At 66.3% G+C, this 15,145-nt stretch carries 12 protein-coding genes; 8 read left to right on the top strand and 4 right to left on the bottom strand.

The features are described from left to right. The first annotated feature begins 1 nt into the window (after position 1). From XH79_RS27400 to XH79_RS27385, 4 genes are all read left to right on the top strand, one after another. A complete protein-coding gene (locus XH79_RS27400; RefSeq protein WP_271583621.1) occupies positions 2 to 3,307 on the top strand; it encodes an acetyl-CoA carboxylase family protein in 3,306 nt (1,101 codons plus the stop codon). Positions 3,308 to 3,403: 96 nt separating this feature from the next. After that, positions 3,404 to 5,251, top strand: coding sequence for a sigma-54-dependent Fis family transcriptional regulator (locus tag XH79_RS27395; protein ID WP_271583620.1), 1,848 nt, complete (start codon positions 3,404 to 3,406; stop codon positions 5,249 to 5,251). Positions 5,252 to 5,364: 113 nt separating this feature from the next. Continuing rightward, positions 5,365 to 6,252, top strand: a complete 888-nt coding sequence (locus tag XH79_RS27390) for a LysR family transcriptional regulator (protein WP_271583619.1) — start codon at positions 5,365 to 5,367, stop codon at positions 6,250 to 6,252. A gap of 135 nt (positions 6,253 to 6,387) precedes the next feature. After that, on the top strand, positions 6,388 to 7,812 hold the full coding sequence (locus XH79_RS27385; protein WP_271583618.1) for an FAD-binding protein: 1,425 nt from the start codon (positions 6,388 to 6,390) through the stop codon (positions 7,810 to 7,812). 1 nt (position 7,813) lies between these two features. On the opposite strand, the gene XH79_RS27380 is transcribed toward XH79_RS27385, so the two are convergent. Together XH79_RS27380 and XH79_RS27375 are read right to left on the bottom strand one after the other, a co-directional pair. Beyond that, positions 7,814 to 8,368 carry a flavin reductase family protein gene (locus XH79_RS27380; RefSeq protein WP_271583617.1) on the bottom strand — a complete coding sequence of 185 codons (555 nt, stop codon included), beginning with the start codon at positions 8,366 to 8,368 and terminating at the stop codon, positions 7,814 to 7,816. Between the two features lie 114 nt (positions 8,369 to 8,482). After that, positions 8,483 to 9,580, bottom strand: coding sequence for an LLM class flavin-dependent oxidoreductase (locus XH79_RS27375; protein WP_271583616.1), 1,098 nt, complete (start codon positions 9,578 to 9,580; stop codon positions 8,483 to 8,485). Between the two features lie 209 nt (positions 9,581 to 9,789). Between XH79_RS27375 and XH79_RS27370 the strand changes: the two genes are divergently transcribed. From XH79_RS27370 to poxB, 3 genes are all read left to right on the top strand, one after another. Then, positions 9,790 to 10,704 carry a 2-dehydro-3-deoxygalactonokinase gene (locus XH79_RS27370; RefSeq protein WP_271583615.1) on the top strand — a complete coding sequence of 305 codons (915 nt, stop codon included), beginning with the start codon at positions 9,790 to 9,792 and terminating at the stop codon, positions 10,702 to 10,704. 13 nt (positions 10,705 to 10,717) lie between these two features. Next, entirely contained in the window at positions 10,718 to 11,350 is a 633-nt protein-coding gene (locus XH79_RS27365) for a 2-dehydro-3-deoxy-6-phosphogalactonate aldolase (RefSeq protein ID WP_271583614.1), read from the top strand. A 109-nt stretch (positions 11,351 to 11,459) separates the two neighbouring features. Then, on the top strand, positions 11,460 to 13,196 hold the full coding sequence (poxB, locus tag XH79_RS27360; RefSeq protein ID WP_271583613.1) for a ubiquinone-dependent pyruvate dehydrogenase: 1,737 nt from the start codon (positions 11,460 to 11,462) through the stop codon (positions 13,194 to 13,196). Here poxB and XH79_RS27355 read toward each other — a convergent pair. Both XH79_RS27355 and XH79_RS27350 read right to left on the bottom strand, forming a co-directional pair. Continuing rightward, positions 13,193 to 13,558 (bottom strand): hypothetical protein, encoded by a 366-nt coding sequence (locus tag XH79_RS27355; protein WP_271583612.1) that lies wholly within the window; start codon positions 13,556 to 13,558, stop codon positions 13,193 to 13,195. The genes poxB and XH79_RS27355 overlap by 4 nt on opposite strands. Before the next feature lie 68 nt (positions 13,559 to 13,626). Next, positions 13,627 to 14,535 carry a PaaI family thioesterase gene (locus XH79_RS27350; RefSeq protein ID WP_271583611.1) on the bottom strand — a complete coding sequence of 303 codons (909 nt, stop codon included), beginning with the start codon at positions 14,533 to 14,535 and terminating at the stop codon, positions 13,627 to 13,629. Positions 14,536 to 14,678: 143 nt separating this feature from the next. Here XH79_RS27350 and XH79_RS27345 point away from each other — a divergent pair, with 143 nt between their 5' ends. Further along, complete coding sequence (locus tag XH79_RS27345) at positions 14,679 to 14,996, top strand: hypothetical protein (protein ID WP_212341623.1); 318 nt, start codon at positions 14,679 to 14,681, stop codon at positions 14,994 to 14,996. Positions 14,997 to 15,145: the final 149 nt, after the last annotated feature.

The raw sequence follows: 15,145 nt of genomic DNA, 5'->3' as shown, positions 1-15,145 counted from the left end.
GATGTCGTTCAAAAAGCTCCTGATCGCCAACCGCGGCGAGATCGCCATCCGCATCGCGCGCGCAGCGGCTGATGCCGGCATCGCGACGGTCGCGATCCATCCCGCGGATGATGCGCTGTCGCTGCATGTGCGTGTCGCCGACGAGGCGGTCGAAATCGCCGGCCGCGGCGCGCGGGCCTATCTCGACATCGACGCCGTGGTGAAGGCGGCGAAGACTGCCGGCTGCGATGCCGTGCATCCCGGCTACGGTTTCCTCAGCGAGAACGCGGCGTTTGCAAAAGCCTGCGCTGACGCCGGCGTTGTCTTCGTCGGGCCGAAGGCGGCGGCGCTCGAACTGTTCGGCGACAAGGTCGCGGCACGGCAACTGGCAAAACGCTGCGGTGTGCCGATCATTGCCGGCACCAGCGGGCCGTCGAGCCTCGAGGAGATCACGGCGTTCTTCGCCTCGCTCGGCAGCAATGCGGCGATCGTGATCAAGGCCATGGCCGGCGGCGGCGGCCGCGGCATGCGGGTGGTGGAGAATGCGTCCGATCTTGCAGAGGCCTATGCGCGCTGCCAGTCCGAGGCCAAGGCGGCGTTCGGCTTCGACGGCGTCTATGCCGAGCGGCTGATCCGGCAGGCGCGTCACATCGAGGTGCAGATCATCGGCGATCGCCATGGCGCGATCTCCCATCTCTGGGAGCGCGAATGCACGATCCAGCGCCGGCACCAGAAGCTGGTCGAGGTCGCGCCGAGCCCGTCGCTGAGCGATCCCCTGCGCGGCCGCATCATCGAGGCGGCGAAACAGCTTGCGACGGCGGCGGCTTACGACAATCTCGGCACCTTCGAGTTCCTGGTCGACGGCACCGCAGAGGACAACTTTGCCTTCATCGAGGCCAATCCGCGGCTTCAGGTCGAGCATACCGTCACGGAAGAGGTGCTCGGCCTCGACCTCGTCCGCGCCCAGCTCGCGGTCGCCGCGGGAGCTTCGCTGGCCTCGCTCGGTCTTGCGCAAGGCTCAATCCCGAAGCCGCGCGGCTATGCCATGCAGCTCCGCGTCAACATGGAGACGCTGGACGAGACGGGAGCGACCCATCCGACCGGCGGCGTGCTCGCCGTGTTCGAGCCGCCGTCGGGGCCGGGCGTGCGCGTCGATAGCTTTGGCTATGCCGGCTACAAGACCAGCGCCGCTTTCGATTCGCTGCTGGCAAAGGTCGTCGTACATACGCCGGGCGAGGCTTGGCATGACGTCGTGGCGAAAGCCTCGCGTGCCTTGCGCGAATTCCGGATCGACGGCGTCGTCACCAACATCGCCTTCCTGCAGGCCGTGCTGGCGCATCCGGATTTCAGGACCAACCGTATCGCGACCGATTTCATCGATCGCAACATCGCAAAGCTCGTCGAGGCCGCCGATGGTGCGGCGAGGCCGCTCTATTTTGCGGCGACGGAGCACGGCGGCGGTCACGGCGCGGAGGCTCATGCCGCGCAGATCGTGCCTGAAGGCGCGGTGATGGTCGCAGCGCCCCTGCAGGGCACCATCGTCACCGTCCAGGTCAGGGAAGGCGAGGTCGTCCGCCCCGGCCAGCAACTCGCGGTGATCGAGTCCATGAAGATGGAGCATCTGGTGATGGCCGAGCAGGGCGGCCGCGTCATGAAGCTCGTTGCCGGCGATGGCGCCACGCTGATGCATGGCGAGCCGATCATGTATCTGGAGCCGCTCGACGTCGCGGCTGATAGCACGGCGGCAGAAGCGGATGTCGATCTCGACCACGTCCGCCCTGATCTTGCCGAGCTGATCGCGCGCCAGGCCAACACGCTCGATGCGAACCGGCCGGCCTCGGTCGAGCGCCGCCGCAACACCAACCAGCGCACCGCGCGCGAGAACGTTGCCCAGCTCGTCGACGACGGCTCCTTCATGGAGTACGGCAGCCTCGCGATCGCGGCGCAGCGGCGCCGGCGCAAGCTCGACGACCTCATCAAGAACACGCCGGCCGACGGCCTCGTCATGGGCGTCGCCACTGTGAATGGCGAGAAGTTCGGACCGGAAGGTGCGCGCTGCATCGTCGTGGCCTACGACTACACCGTGCTCGCGGGCACGCAGGGCCACATGAACCACAAGAAGATCGACCGTATGCTGACCCTGGCGGAAGACTGGCGCGTGCCGCTGGTGTTTTACGCCGAGGGCGGCGGCGGCCGGCCTGGCGACACCGACCGGCTCGGCATGACCGGCCTCGACGGCCCGTCCTTCGTGCAGTTCGCGAGGCTCTCCGGCCTCGTGCCTGTCATCGGCGTCGTCTCCGGCTATTGCTTCGCCGGCAACGCCGCGATGCTCGGCTGCTGCGACGTCATCATCGCCACCAGGAACGCCTCGATCGGCATGGGCGGCCCCGCCATGATCGAGGGTGGCGGCCTCGGCGTCTATCATCCGGCCGAAGTGGGGCCGGTCTCATTCCAGTCGCCCAACGGCGTCATCGACATCCTGGTCGAAGACGAAGAGGAAGCGACATCCGTCGCGCAAAAATACCTGTCCTATTTCCAGGGCGCGGTGACGGAGTGGCAGGCCGCCGACCAGCGTCTGCTCCGCCGCGCCATCCCCGAGAACCGCCTGCGCGTCTACGATATCCGCAGCGTGATCGATCTCGTCGCCGACAAGGACAGCGTGCTGGAGCTGCGCCGCGACTACGGCGTCGGCATGATCACCGCGCTGATCCGCATCGAAGGCAAGCCGTTCGGCCTCATCGCCAACAACCCGCGCCATCTCGGCGGCGCCATCGATGCCGATGCCGGCGACAAGGCGGCGCGCTTCCTGCAGCTTTGCGACGCCTTTGACCTGCCGATCGTCTCGCTCTGCGACACGCCCGGCTTCATGGTCGGCCCGGAAGCCGAGAAGACCGCGATCGTGCGCCACGTCTCGCGCATGTTCGTCACAGGCGCGAGCCTCACCGTGCCGCTGTTCGGCATCGTGCTGCGCAAGGGCTATGGCTTAGGGGCGCAGTCGATGATCGGCGGCGGCTTCCACGCCTCGTTCTTCACCGCGGCCTGGCCCACGGGCGAGTTCGGCGGCATGGGCCTGGAGGGCTATGTCCGCCTCGGCTTCCGCAAGGAGATGGAGGCGATCGCCGATCCCGAGGAGCGCGAGACCTATTACCGCAACAAGGTCGCCGAGCTCTATGCCAACGGCAAGGCGGTCTCGATCGCCTCGGTGTTCGAGATCGACAACGTCATCGACCCCGCCGAGACGCGGCGGTGGATCATGGCGGGGCTCAGGTCGGTGCCGAAGCCGCCGGCGCGGACGGAGAAGAAGCGGCCGTGCATCGACACGTGGTGAGGGCGGTGCAGCAATAGCTGCGTTCCCGGTTCCCGATTGACATCCCCGCCCGTGCTGCCAGACTTTGCACAATAATACAGGGTGGAGACGTCCGCGATGGCCAGCCTTTCGGCCTCGAACCATGTCGCCCGTGTCTTGTCCGTCGCCAATCACGTGGCGGACGTCGATGCCTCCTCGCGGATTGCGAATTCCTGGCGGCGCTGCCTGATCAGCCACAAGCTCGATCCGGCCCGCCAGGGCCCGCCGCAGACGCTGACCGAAGCCGAGATCCGCCACGTTGCCGAACCCATGGAGGAGACGATCAGGCTCGCCACGCCCGAGCTCGACGATCTTGCCCGTGTGCTGCGTGACGCCGGTTACTGCGTCAATCTCGCAGATGCGAACGCGACCATGCTGTTCAGCCGCCTGCCGGGCGAAGCCGACGCAAAGATGTTTCTCGACTGGAAGATCTACACCGGCTCCAATTTCGCCGAGACCTTTGAGGGTACCAACGGGCTCGGCACCGCGCTCGCCGAGCAGAAGCCGATCCTGGTGCATCGCGACGAGCATTTTCGCGCGCAGTGGCACATGTTCTCCTGCGCCGTGGCGCCGCTGTTCGACCAGGCGGGGCGGCTCGCCGGTGCGATCAACATCACCTCCTGTCGCGAGGACCTCGAGCGCACCGCGCATCAGCTTGCGCTCGCGGTGACGATGGAGGCGACGCGGCGGATGGAGGGCGCGATCTTTCGCGGCCATTTCCGCAATGCCTGGATCGCGACCGTGCCCGGCGACGGCGGCAGCGGCCTCATCGCCTATGATGACGACCGCCGCATCGTCGGCGCCTGCCGCTCGGCGCGTGCGCTGCTCGGCCTCACCGATGGCCTGATCGCTTCCGGCATCGACCTGTCGCGCTACATCAAGTTCGATCATCATGCCGCGCGCGGTGCGGATGAGATGGTCGAGCTGCGCCGTGCCGACGACAGTCCACTGGGGCGGGGGCATGTCGCGCCGCCGCTGCGTGCAAAATCGCATGTGCCGCGCCGCGATGCGCCCGCCGACCGTTTCGACGCTCTGCACCGGCTCGCCGGCCGCGATCCTGATTTGGTCAAAAGCGTGAAGCGGCTCCGAAGCATCGGCGATCACAATCTGCCGGTGCTGCTGCATGGCGAGACCGGCGTCGGCAAGGACGTGTTCGCGCGCGCCATTCACGCCGCCAGCAACCGCGCGCGCAACAATTATGTCGCGCTCAACTGCGCGGCAATGCCCGAGAGCCTGATCGATGCCGAGCTGTTCGGCTATGAGGCCGGCGCCTTCACCGGCGCGCGGCGCGAGGGCTCCAAGGGCCTGATCGTGCAGGCCGACGGCGGCACGCTGTTCCTCGACGAGATCGGCGATATGCCCATCGCGCTGCAGACGCGCCTCTTGCGCGTGCTGGAAAACCGCGAGGTCTGGCCGCTCGGTGCGCTCAAGCCTGTAGCCGTCGACATCCGGCTCATCAGCGCCACCCATCGCGATCTCGGCCGCATGGCCGAGGAGGGCGCCTTCCGCGCCGACCTCTATTTCCGCCTGCGCGGCATGGAGGTGCACCTGCCGGCGTTGCGCGAGCGTGCCGACCGCGCCGACATCTTCCGCCAGATCGCGCGCGAGGAGGCGCCGAACTGCCGTCTGTCGGACGAGGCCTGGGCGCTGCTGATAGCCTATTCGTATCCCGGCAACATGCGCCAGCTCCGCCATGTGCTGCGGCTTGCCGGCTGCACGGCCGAGAACGGCGTCATCACCGATGCCGATCTCGACCTGCCGCCATTTGGCGGGAGGGCGGAGCCGGATCTCGCGGCGGCCGAGCGCGCGACGATCGTCGAGGCATTGCGCAAGCATGGTGGCCGCGTGACGGAAGCAGCGCGTGCGCTGAAGCTGAGCCGCGCCACGCTCTATCGCAAGATCAAGCAATTGAAGATCTCCGTCTAGCGCGTTCGCGGGTTCCTGCTGGAACTCGGCTCTTGCTCGACTCGCGTGGATCAGTCGGCAAACACCTCGCCGCGACCCTATATTCCCGAGAGAGCGAGAGAGGAGAGCCATCGATGGAGGAGATCGAAGTCTTTCTGGCTGTCATCGAAGCCGGCAGCCAGACGGCCGCGGCGCGACAACTCGGACGGTCGCTGCAAGCGGTGAACCGCGCGCTGGCCGCGCTGGAGCAGAGCGTCGGCGTCGAACTGGTGCGCCGAACCACGCGGCAATCGGTGGCGACCGAAGCGGGCCTGGCGTTCTATCGCCGCGTCAAGCCGGCCTTTGCGGAGATCACCGAAGCGCGTCTTGAAGCTGCAAACCGGCGCGTCGAGCCGTCGGGACTGCTGAGGGTCGCAGCACCGGTTCTGTTCGGATCGACCCATGTGGTGCCTGTGATCGCCGAATTCATGGCGCGCTTTCCGCAGATCGAAGCCGACGTCAACATGTCCGATCGGCCCGTCGATGTCGTCGGCGACGGCTTTGACCTTGCCGTCCGGATCAGGGAGTTGCCGGACTCCTCGCTGAAGACCAGACGGCTCGGGGAGTTGCGCACGGTCGTCTACGCTGCACCCGATTATTTCGCACGCCACGGCCGTCCGCATCACCCTCGTGATCTCGCCGGGCATCAATGCATCCTGCGCAGGACCGGTCGCGGCGAAGCCGACATCTGGCGGTTTCAGGTCGATGGCGAATTGATCGTTGTGCAGGTGAACGGCCGCTTTCACACGGACAATATGACGGCCGCGCATGCGGCCGCCCGTCATGGCCTTGGTGTCGGATATGGCCCGTTCTGGCAGATCCGCGATCTCATCGATCAGGGTGCGCTCGAAATCGCGCTGGAAGCGTTCGAGGCGCCGCGAACGCCGGTGCGCGCCGTGTTTCCACCAAGCGCGATACCGCCGGCGAAGACGCATCTCTTTGTCGATCTGCTCGCGGAGCGGCTGAAGCACGAGCGGCTTTGAGCCGGCGTGCGGGAACGCATTCTCCCGATTTGCGGGAATGTCTATCCCGCGATGCGCCGGTTGTCGCGGCGGGCCGTCGATCGCAGCTTGGGGTGCAGGGGCCCATTGCCCGGCGAGGGCGCAGAGGACTGCACCATGACTCCCAATCGACGGACACTTTTGCACGCGGGCGTCAGCGTCACCGCGACGCTGGCTTCCGCCACCTTTGCCGGACAAACGCCCGGCGCGCGCGACGCGCGGCCGCCAAAAGCCCTGCTCGCGGACGATCCGGAATCCCGCGCGGCGGCCGCGCAGGATTTTGGCCACATCATCCAGAGGCAGCCTCGGGCCGTCTGCAAGCCGAAGTCGGGCGCCGAAGTCGCCGACATCCTGCGCTGGGCCAGGGAGCAGGGGCTGAAGGTTGCGACGCGCGGGCAGGGCCACGCGACCTACGGCCGGGCCATGGCCGAAGACGGCATCGTGATGGATCTCGGCGCGATGGCCGCGATCCACCGGATCGAGTCCGATCGTGTCGTGGTCGATGCCGGTGCGACCTGGCACGCCGTGCTGCAGGCAACCCTGGCCAAGGGGCTCGCACCACCGGTGCTGACCAACTATCTCGGCCTGTCGGTCGGCGGCACGCTTGCCGTCGGAGGAATCGGCGGCTCGTCGTCGCAGCACGGGCTCCAGACCGACCAGGTTCTGGAGCTGGATGTCGTCACCGGCGAAGGCGTGGAACTGACCTGCTCGCCGACCGCGCATGCCGAGCTGTTCGACGCCGTTCGCGCCGGGCTGGCGCAATGCGCGATCATCACCCGCGCGATGCTTCGATTGATGCGCGCACCCGAACGTGTCAGGCGTTATCTGCTGTCCTATTCCGATCTCGCGTCACTGACCGCCGACCAGCGGCGTGCTCTGGACGAGGGACGCTTCGATCAGTTGCAGGGCGCGGTCGTGCCTGACGGCACCGGCGGCTGGCGCTATCAGATGGAAGCAGCCGTCTTCTACAACAGCGGCACGCCTCCCGACGACAAACGGCTGCTTGCAGGCCTTGCCGAGAAGCGCGAGACCGTTTCGGATCTCGCCTTCGGCGACGACGCTAATGCATTTGCGAAGCTCGAGCAGCTGTTGCGATCGAATGGCCAGTGGTTCAACCCGCATCCCTGGCTGCTGACATACTTGCGCGGCAGCAACGCGCTGGAGGTGGCAAGCGAGGTGATTGCCGGGCTGAACAGCGATGATCTCGGCCCGTTCGGGCGGATCACCTACTATCCGATATTCACCGGCGAATGCCGCACGCCCCTGCTTCGACTGCCCGACGAGCGCGTCGTGTTCCCGTTCAATCTGATCCGCATCCCGGCATCGGCGGACAAGGCGAATGCGGACCGACAGCTTGCGCGCAATCGCACGGTCTGCGACCGCATTCGCGCTGCAGGCGGCATGCTGTATCCGGTGAGCGCGCTTGCGATGTCGCCACAGGATTGGGCCGATCATTTCGGTCCGAGATGGCCGCTGCTGTGCGACGCCAAGCGCCATCACGATCCGGCCGGCATCCTCACGCCTGGATATGATCTGTTCTAGCTCAAGAAAAATCCGTCCAGCTCAGGTGCCGCGAATCGAGATCGCCGACTGAAACGGTTTCGCGGATTTCCTGCGGCGTGTGGAAGCTGCTGCGCAAGTACACCAGCGGCGCCGCAGTAGCTGAATGCGTCGCACCGCGCACCTCGCCGACGAAAATCGAATGCGTTCTGGTCTCGAACTCCTGCGCCAGCACGCAGTCGAATGCCGCCACCGCATCCGTCAGCACCGGCGCGCCGGTCACGCCGCGCGTCCACTGGCCGAACGCGAAGCGATCATCGCCGTTGACGCCCTTCTGGCCGCTGAAGGTGAGCGCCAGCAGCGCGTGATCCTCGTGCAGGAAGTTGATTGCGAACGCGCCTTCCTCGCGGATGCGCGCATGGGCGCTGGCGTTGCGGTTGACGCAGACGATCAGCGAGGGCGGTGAGTCCGACAGCGAGCAAGCCGAGGTCACCGTCAGTCCCGTGCGCTTGCCGTGCTCGGCGCCAACCGTGACCAGCGCCACGGCGCCGGCGCATTGGCGCATCGCCTGCTTGAAATCCTTTGCGTCCACCGACACGCGGAAATCTCCCGAATGAATGCGGGTGCGGCACGATCGCGCCGCACCCGGCGCTAAGAGTATAGCATGATCTCTTCGGAAAACCGCTGCGCACTTTTCCGGATCATGCTCGGGTCAAGCCGCCTTCTTCGCGGAGCCGAGATGCGTCAGGCGCGGCATCACCTCGTTCTTCAGCAGCGAGAGCGAGTGATGCCAGGCCTCGGCCTTGTGCTTGTAGTCGAAGCCGAACACCAGCAGCACGCCGAAGCCGCCGACCTCGTCGTAGATCTTCTCGATCTTCTCGGCGACGGTCGCGGGCGAGCCGACGATCCAGTTCCGCTTGGCGCAATATTCGACCGTGACGTCGCTGTCGGGCACATCAGGGGCGTGCTTCAGATAATCCTTGAAGCCGAAATGGCCGAGCAGCGGCAGGAAGTACTCGTGCATCATCCGGCCCATCATGTCGCCGGTCGAGAGCTTCCAGGCCTCCTCGTCGGTGTCGGCGACGAACACCTCGCGCACGAGGCGCCAGTCCTGCCGGTTCGGCTTGCGTCCGGTCTTGGCAGCGCCGATTTCCACGGAGTCCCAATGGCTGCCGACATAGGCCGGATTGAGGTTGAGGCTCATCGGGATGAAGCCGCGCTCGCCCGCCAGCTTCAGCGTGTCCGAGTTCTTCGAGAGACCCGCAACGCCGATCGGCGGATGCGGCGCCTGCAGCGGCTTGATATGCGGCTTGAGGAAGTCGAACATCGTGTCCGGCTTGGTCACCGTCCAGTACTTGCCCTTGTGGGTGAAGGGCGCGGGCTCGGTCCAGAGCTTCAGGATGATCTCCAGCGCCTCGCGGGTCATGTCGCGGTTCTGTCCGCTCATGCCGTCGACGTTGAACATCGCCCAGTCGCTCGGCAGGCCGCTCGCCGCCACTCCGAAATTGAGACGGCCCTCGGACATGTGGTCGAGCATCGCGACGCGGTTGGCGAGCTCGGCCGGGTGGTGATAGGGCAAGAGGAAGCCGCCGGGCCCGATGCGCAGGCGCTTGGTCTGCATCAAGGCCTGCGCGATCAACAGGTCCGGCGTGGGATTGGGTTCCCAGGGCGCGGTGTGGTGCTCGCCGACCCAGGCCTCCTGATAGCCGAGCTCGTCGAGCCAGCGCATGACCTGCAGGTCCCAGTCGTTTCCTTCCTTCAGGCCGCACTCCGGCGGATGCGAAGGCATCGTGAAATAGCCGATCTCCATGGGTTTCCTCTTCACAGTTGACGCGTCTTGCTGCGCGGTTCACGGATGTGAGTGGAGACGCTTCAGCAAGCGGTGTGCCAGCGCGATTGCGCTTCAGACCCGCGAGAAAAGGCTGGTTTGCGGCGGCAAGAGCCGATATCCCGGGGCAGATTTGCTGGACACCGTCTCATTGTCGCGAGACGGCGTCTTGCCGGTGAGACGAGGATACGATGACTGAACCCGCCTATGTCGCGGTGGACTGGGGCACCAGCAGCTTCCGGCTCTGGCTGATCGATCGTGCCGGACAGGTGCTGGCCGAGCGCCGCAGCGGCGAGGGCATGCTGGCCGCGGCCAAGACCAGCTTCGCTGCCGTGCTGCAATCGCATCTTGCCGCGGTCGAGGCGCCCTCGCATCTGCCGGTTCTCGTCTGCGGTATGGCCGGCGCCAGGAACGGCTGGGTCGAGGCCGGCTATGTCGACACGCCGGCGCCGCTCGCCGCCATCCTCAAGCAGGCCGCGCGCGTGCCGGGCGAGACGCGCGACATCCGCATCCTGCCCGGCATCGCGCAGCGCGACGCGAGCGCGCCGGACGTGATGCGCGGCGAGGAAACGCAGTTGCTCGGCGCGCCCGGCCTGGATGGCGCCAGCGATGCTCTGGTCTGCATGCCCGGCACGCATTCGAAATGGGTCCGCGTGACTGATGGCACGGTCGTGCGGTTTTCCACCTTCATGACCGGCGAGCTCTTCAGCGTCGTCTCGCGCGAGACGATTCTGTCGCTCGCGGTTGCCAATGCCGAGGATGCCGAGGATATCGCGAGCTTCAAGGCGGCTGTGAAATCCGCGTACGAGGCGCCGGCCTTCGCGGCCAATCTTCTGTTCACGGCGCGGTCGCGGCAGCTTTTGTTCGGCGGCACGCCGGCTGCGGCGCGCGAGACGCTGTCGGGCACCTTGATCGGCGCCGAGCTCGCGGCTGGTCTCTCCGGCGCGTTGCCGGCAGCGGGTGTCACTCTGATTGCGTCGGGTCGGCTCGCGACGCTGTACCGGCACGCCTTCGACGCGCTGTCGGTCACCGTGCAGCCGATCGATGCGGATGAAGCGGTCCGCCGTGGCCTGTCGATGGCGGCAGCGGCGATCTGGACGAAATAGAAGGACTTTTGAGATGAGCGTTCCCTTTCCGCCGATGCAGCGCCCGCTGGTCGCAATCCTCCGCGGCGTCAAGCCCGAGGAGACCGAAGCCATCGTCGGCGTGCTGATCGGGGCCGGCATGACCGCGATCGAGATTCCCCTGAACTCGCCCGATCCGTTCCGCTCGATCGGGCTTGCCGTGAAGCTCGCGCCGGCCGGCGTGCTGATCGGCGCCGGCACTGTGCTGACCGCCGCAGACGTCGATCGTCTCAACGATGTCGGCGGCAGGCTGATGGTCTCGCCCAATGTCGACACCGAGGTGCTGGCGCGTGCGCATCAGCACGGCATGGTGACGTTGCCGGGCGTATTCTCGCCGACCGAGGCGCTGCTCGCGGCGCACTCCGGTGCGTCGGGCCTGAAATTCTTTCCGGCGAGCGTGCTGGGTGCCTCCGGCATCGCCGCGATCCGCGCTGTGCTGCCCGTTGGCGTGATGATCGCCGCCGTCGGCGGCGTCTCCGACCAGAACTTTGCCGAGTACATCAAGGGTGGTGTGACCGCCTTCGGTCTCGGCTCCAGCCTCTACAAGCCCGGCATGAGTGCGGCGGATGTCGCAGCGCGCGCGAAGGCGACGATCACAGCCTATGATCGGGCGATTGCGAAAGACTGAGCCGGCAATAAACTAGCCGTGATCCTGTCATAGCTTATTGTGCCGCATTGTGGCGCGATGCTGATGCTTTGGCGTCGCAGACATGCGACCGGCGCAGCAGGAGACCGACATGGCGATCAACAACGTGGCCGACCTGTTCGTGGCAACGCTCGAACAGGCCGGCATCAAGCGCATCTACGGTATCGTCGGCGACAGCCTGAACGCCCTCACGGAGGCGCTGCGCCGCCGCGGCACGATCGAATGGATCCATGTCCGCCACGAGGAGGTCGCAGCCTTCGCTGCCGCCGGTGAAGCCGAGATGACCGGGAGCCTCGCAGTGTGCGCGGGCTCCTGCGGCCCCGGCAATCTGCATCTGATCAACGGCCTGTTCGACGCGCATCGCAGCCGTGTCCCCGTGCTGGCGATCGCGGCGCAAATTCCGACGGCCGAGATCGGCGGCGGCTATTTCCAGGAAACCCACCCGCAGAACCTGTTCCGCGAATGCAGCCATTATTGCGAGCTGGTCTCTGATTCGAGTCAGCTGCCTTACGTGCTGGAGAACGCCATCCGTGCGGCGGTGGGCCTGCGCGGCGTCGCCGTCGTCGCGATGCCCGGCGACGTCGCGTTCCGCAGCCCGCCCAAGCGCGCGCTGTCGACTTCGCGCGGGCTTGCGCTGGCGACACCGAAAGTCGTGCCGCAGGCGGATGAGCTGAAGGCGCTGGCCGATCTCCTCAACGGCGCCGAGCGCATCACCCTGTTCTGCGGCCGCGGCTGTGCCGGCGCACATGCGCCGCTGATGCAGCTGGCCGAAGCGTTGAAGAGCCCGATCGTGCATGCGCTCGGCGGCAAGGAGCATGTCGAATACGACAACCCTTACGACGTCGGCATGACCGGCTTCATCGGCTTCTCCTCGGGCTACGCCGCCATGCACGCCTGCGACGCGCTGGTGATGCTCGGCACCGATTTTCCCTACAAGCAGTTCTTCCCGACCGATGCGAAGGTCGCACAGATCGACATCCGCCCGGAGAATCTGGGACGGCGGTGCAGGATCGATCTCGGCCTTGTCGGCGACGTCAAGCTGACCATCGAGGCGCTGCTGCCGCTGCTCAAGTCCAAGACGCAGCGCCGGCATCTCGACGATGCCATCGCCCACTACAAGAAGGCGCGCGAAGGCCTCGACTCGCTCGCCAAGGGCACGCCCGGAGCTAAGCCGATCCATCCCCAATATCTCGCAAAAGTCATCAGCGACCATGCCTCCGAGGACGCCGTGTTCACTGCCGATGTCGGCACGCCGACGGTGTGGGCCGCGCGCTACCTCGACATGAACGGCCGGCGCCGGCTGATCGGCTCGTTCGTGCACGGCTCGATGGCCAATGCCATGCCGCAGGCGATCGGCGCGCAGGCCGCCCAACCCGGCCGCCAGGTGATCTCGCTCTCCGGAGATGGCGGCTTCACCATGCTGATGGGCGATCTGATCACGCTGACGCAGATGAAGCTGCCGGTGAAGGTGGTCGTCTTCAACAACGGCGTGCTCGGCTTCGTCGCGCTGGAGATGAAGGCGGCCGGTTTCGTCGACACCAATGTCGACCTGGAGAACCCGGACTTTGCCGCTATGGCGCGCGCGATGGGCATCTTTGCGAAGCGCGTGGAGGACCCCGGCGAGCTGCCGGGCGCGATGAAGGAGATGCTGGCCCATAACGGGCCGGCATTGCTCGACGTCGTCACCGCAAAGCAGGAGCTGTCGATGCCGCCGACCATCACGCCCGAGCAGATCAAGGGCTTCAGCCTGTGGGTGTTGCGTGCGGTGATGAACGGCCGCGGCGACGAGGTGCTCGATCTCGCGAAGACGAACCTCTTGCCGCGCTAACTGCGCTTCACCGACGGCGCGGGGAGCTGCTCGTGGCGGTGCTGGAAGCGCTGCCAGTGCAGCACGATGCCGATCAGCAGGGCCGGGACGAAGCCGAGCACGATGAGGAAATGCGGCAGCTGTGTCGGGGAGATGAATGCAATCGCAATGTCCGAGATCAGCCATAAGGCGGCGAACATGACCGCAAAGTCGGTGCGGGGGCAGCGAAGGTAGTAAAAGACGGCGGTGATGATCACTGCGGGGCCGATCGCAATTCCGATCATGACGGCCGTCAGCTCCGTCGGCGTCAGCGCGTCGAGCACCATCGATGCCAGCAGCCAGAGCGCGGCGAACATGGCGACGATGTCGAGCGGATGCCGCAATCCAATACCTCTCGCAGGAACCGCACTATCGTTGTGGCCCGGCCCCCCTCCGTCAAGGGAAAATACGTCTATTCCTCGTCACTTCCGGGCGTCGGCCGCAGCATGAAATGGCCGAAGGCGGTGGCGATCGGCTTGTCGGCATCGTCCTGCCAGGCGCGCGCCTCGAAGGCGACGATGCGGCGGCCCTGCTTCACGATCGAGACGTTGGCAAAGGTATCGAGCGCGCGGCCGGAGCGTAGGTAGTTGACAGTGAGTCCGATCGGCTTGGGCGGTGCGGCAGCGCCGAGCTCGCGTCCCACTCCGATGATCGCGGTGGTCTCGAGGAAGGCGCCGGTCATCCCGCCATGGATCGCGGGCAGGATCGGATTGCCGATGATCTTTGGCGAGAACGGCATCGTCAGCGTGCCGTCGTCGTTGACGCGGATGCCGAGAGCCCGCGCGAACGGGCTGCGCGCGAACGGGCCGTCCGGATCCTCCGGCGCCTCCAGCGTCGGGATGCTGCGCGAATCCATCCGCCGGTCGGCGAGCATGTTGGTGCGGTTGGCGCCGATCATGAAGCAGGCGGTCGCGGTCGCGACCGGATCGTCTTCGGACTCCTGATAGGCAGTGGAGCGCACGAAGGCGATCGATCGCGTGGTGCGGTAGCAGACCGAATGTGCCTTGATGTCGAGGCCGGGCGTCGCCGGCTTCTGGTAGTCGATGCGCAGATCGAGGGTTGCGATCGCGCGCGTGCCGTCGAGCGCAAGTTGCACCGCCATGCCGCAGCTCTCGTCCAGCATCGCGGTGACGACGCCGCCATGCAGAACGCCGGTCTCGGTGTCGCCGACGAAGACGGGGCGGTAGGGCAGGCTGGACCAGGCCTCGGCTGGCGCGAAGCGGTCGAGCTGTAGCCCGCTGATATGGCCATAGTCGGAGCGGCGCCCCTTGATGGCCTCGGCGAGTTCCTCGAACGGGAGTGTGACAGGTGCAGTGGACATGGCGCTGTTCTAGACCAGTGCAGGGCGCCGCGCAAAACCTGCGAATGCGCCTTGCCGGAGCGCCAGCCGGTTTGGCCTCGACAGGGCCGGCCAAAGCAACGATGGTGGGCGCTTCGTTCGTCCAATGCCCGCAAGGAGCGCCCATGACCGACCCCGAGACACCCGGCACCAACCAGGGGCCCGTCACCATTTCGACCTCGAGCTCGGAGCGGGCGCCGATCATCTATTTCGACGGCGCGTCCTGCTTCGGCCATCACAATGGCGCGATCCAGATCGAGCTCGCCGCGAACCTGTTGATGCCAATCGGCGCCGCTGTCAGGGTCGACGTGGTCCAGACCGCGCATCTGCGCTGCAGCGTCGCCGCGGCGCTGGCATTGCGCGAAGCGCTCGACAAGGCGCTCGCGATGTACAAGCAGGGCCAGCAGCAACCGGCGGAGGAGATTCCGGCGGTGAAGAACTGAGATCGCAATTGACAGCCTACTGTCTTTGCGCCACCTTTCGCGCAGGTTGATACGACCTGCCGGTTGCACCCTCCGTGGAATGGTGAACGTATCGAGCCCTCGTTGGCCTCCCTTTGCCCGAGCGACCGGGTCAGCAACGCAACCACCTG

Origin of the sequence: Bradyrhizobium sp. CCBAU 45389 (genome assembly GCF_028128625.1) — a bacterium.
Lineage (GTDB): Bacteria > Pseudomonadota > Alphaproteobacteria > Rhizobiales > Xanthobacteraceae > Bradyrhizobium > Bradyrhizobium liaoningense_B.
Note: the sequence above shows the minus strand (reverse complement) of the source record. Positions and strands in the feature narration are given on the sequence as shown.

Bases quoted from the DNA above. Each gene is read 5' to 3' on its own strand.
- XH79_RS27400 (WP_271583621.1), top strand. From the start codon at position 2: ATGTCGTTCAAAAAGCTCCTGATCGCCAACCGCGGCGAGATCGCCATC.
- XH79_RS27395 (WP_271583620.1), top strand. From the start codon at position 3,404: ATGGCCAGCCTTTCGGCCTCGAACCATGTCGCCCGTGTCTTGTCCGTC.
- XH79_RS27390 (WP_271583619.1), top strand. From the start codon at position 5,365: ATGGAGGAGATCGAAGTCTTTCTGGCTGTCATCGAAGCCGGCAGCCAG.
- XH79_RS27385 (WP_271583618.1), top strand. From the start codon at position 6,388: ATGACTCCCAATCGACGGACACTTTTGCACGCGGGCGTCAGCGTCACC.
- XH79_RS27375 (WP_271583616.1), bottom strand. From the start codon at position 9,580: ATGGAGATCGGCTATTTCACGATGCCTTCGCATCCGCCGGAGTGCGGC.
- XH79_RS27370 (WP_271583615.1), top strand. From the start codon at position 9,790: ATGACTGAACCCGCCTATGTCGCGGTGGACTGGGGCACCAGCAGCTTC.
- XH79_RS27365 (WP_271583614.1), top strand. From the start codon at position 10,718: ATGAGCGTTCCCTTTCCGCCGATGCAGCGCCCGCTGGTCGCAATCCTC.
- poxB (WP_271583613.1), top strand. From the start codon at position 11,460: ATGGCGATCAACAACGTGGCCGACCTGTTCGTGGCAACGCTCGAACAG.
- XH79_RS27350 (WP_271583611.1), bottom strand. From the start codon at position 14,535: ATGTCCACTGCACCTGTCACACTCCCGTTCGAGGAACTCGCCGAGGCC.
- XH79_RS27345 (WP_212341623.1), top strand. From the start codon at position 14,679: ATGACCGACCCCGAGACACCCGGCACCAACCAGGGGCCCGTCACCATT.